Origin of the sequence: Mesorhizobium sp. M7A.F.Ca.CA.003.01.2.1, from assembly GCF_003998945.1 — a bacterium.
Taxonomy (GTDB): Bacteria; Pseudomonadota; Alphaproteobacteria; order Rhizobiales; family Rhizobiaceae; genus Mesorhizobium; species Mesorhizobium ciceri.
Genome location: NZ_RZRA01000011.1, coordinates 1 through 2130, shown reverse-complemented (window position 1 = coordinate 2130; position 2130 = coordinate 1). Strand labels below are relative to the sequence as shown.

Here is a 2130-nt window from a genome sequence, read left to right as displayed (position 1 = left end):
CTACAGTGCCGGTGCAACCGCCATGACAGCGGCCGCCCGACATTTTGTACCCAACGAGACGGTTGCTCACGCATACGCACGGCGGTATCGACTCTATGGCGAGATCAACCAGGCGATGACCCCGATGTGGGAGCGCATCGCCGGACAGCAGGCGCGCACGTGACCGAAGCTTCACCGTCTCCGTTCGGCAGTTACGACTACGTCATCGTCGGTGCCGGCTCCGCCGGCTGCGTGCTCGCCAACCGGCTCTCGGCCGATCCGCGCAACAAGGTGCTGCTGCTCGAGGCCGGCGGCAGCGACCGCTATCACTGGGTCGATATCCCGATCGGCTATCTCTTCTGCATGGGCAACCCGCGTACCGACTGGATGATGAAGACCGAGCCGGAAGCCGGTCTCAACGGACGCAGCCTCAACTATCCGCGCGGCAAGGTGCTCGGCGGCTGTTCATCGATCAACGGCATGATCTACATGCGCGGCCAGGCTGCCGACTATGATGGCTGGCGCCAGGCCGGCAATGCCGGCTGGGGCTGGGACGATGTCCTGCCTTACTTCCTCAAGTCGGAAGACTTCCATGGTGGCAAGAGCGCCATGCACGGCAGCGGCGGCGAGTGGCGGGTCGAACGGCAGCGGCTTTCATGGCCGATCCTCGACGCCTTCCGGGACGCGGCCGAGGAACTCGGCATTCCGCGCACCGAAGACTTCAACACCGGCACCAATGAAGGCTCGGGCTATTTCGAGGTCAACCAGAGGAAGGGCGTCCGCTGGAACACATCGAAGGCGTTTTTGCGCGGTATAGCGGGGCGCAAGAACCTGCGCGTAGTGCTCGGCGCGGAAACCGAACGGCTCGAATTCGACGGCCGGCGCGTCACCGGACTGGTTTTCCGCCAAGGCGGCCGCCTGCATCAGGTCCGCGCTGGACAGACGATCCTTGCGGCCGGCGCCATCAACTCGCCCAAGCTGCTCGAACTGTCGGGGGTGGGGCGCCCCGACCTGCTCTCGGGCATCGGCGTGGATGTCCGTCACGCGCTGCCGGGTGTCGGTGAAAATCTGCAGGACCATCTGCAGATACGCACCGTCTTCAAGGTCGCCAACACCGCCACACTCAACCAGCGCTACCACAATCTGGTCAGCCGTGCGTCGATGGGGCTGGAATACGCGCTCAAGCGCAGCGGGCCGCTGTCGATGGCGCCAAGCCAGCTCGGCATCTTCGCCAGGAGCGATCCGCGCCTCGCAACGCCCGATCTGGAATATCATGTGCAACCGCTGAGCACCGACCGTCTGGGCGAGCCGCTGCATCGCTTTCCCGCGGTCACCGTCTCGGTCTGCAATCTGCGTCCGGAAAGCCGGGGCAGCGTGCACATGGCTTCGTCCGACGCGCGGGAGACGGCGAAGATCCGGCCGAACTATCTTTCCACCGAGGGAGACCGCAGCGTGGCCGTCGCGTCGTTGCGCCATGTCCGCAGCTTGATGAAGGCTCGGGCGGTGGCGCGCTTTGCGCCGGAAGAGATGCTGCCCGGCACGCAGTATGACAGCGATGAAGAGCTCATCCGCAAGGCCGGCGATATCGGCACGACGATCTTCCACCCCGTCGGCACCTGCAAGATGGGTTCGGATACGATGGCGGTGGTCGACGACGGCCTGCGTGTTCACGGGCTTGCCGGGCTGCGCGTGGTCGATGCCTCGATCATGCCGACAATCGTCTCGGGCAACACCAACTCGCCGGTCGTCATGATCGCGGAGAAGGCAGCCGAGATGATCCTGCAAGAGGCCCGCTGACCGCCATCGGCTTCAAGCCGTGGCAACACCGCGCGATCGCCGCTTCTCGGCCGCCGCGAGCAGATCGACGAAGGTGCGCACCTTGGCGGGCCGGAACCGGGCCGGCGGAAAGACTGCGTGGATGCCGCCTGACGGCAGGCTCCAGTCGGCAAATACCGGCACCAGCCGCCCCTCGGCGATATCGTCGCTGACGCTGTAGTCCGGAAAGACGCCCAGCCCGATGCCGACGAGCACGCAAGCAAGGGCGGCGGGGCTCTTGTCGCACATGAGGACCGGATTGAGCTCGGTCAGCACCGTTTCGCCATCCCTGGAAAACAGCCATTGGCCGATGCCGCGCAACTGGGTGTTGCCGAC

The 2130-nt window shown here is 65.4% G+C and carries 2 protein-coding genes; one reads left to right on the top strand and one right to left on the bottom strand.

Features of this window, described 5'->3' with window-relative positions; genetic code table 11:
- Positions 1-159: 159 nt before the first annotated feature.
- On the top strand, positions 160-1776 hold the full coding sequence (locus tag EN969_RS01400; protein ID WP_063169058.1) for a GMC family oxidoreductase: 1617 nt from the start codon (positions 160-162) through the stop codon (positions 1774-1776).
- Positions 1777-1788: 12 nt separating this feature from the next.
- On the opposite strand, the gene EN969_RS01395 is transcribed toward EN969_RS01400, so the two are convergent.
- Positions 1789-2130 (bottom strand): LysR substrate-binding domain-containing protein (locus EN969_RS01395; RefSeq protein ID WP_245467404.1); only part of this gene is annotated, 342 nt, incomplete at its 5' end.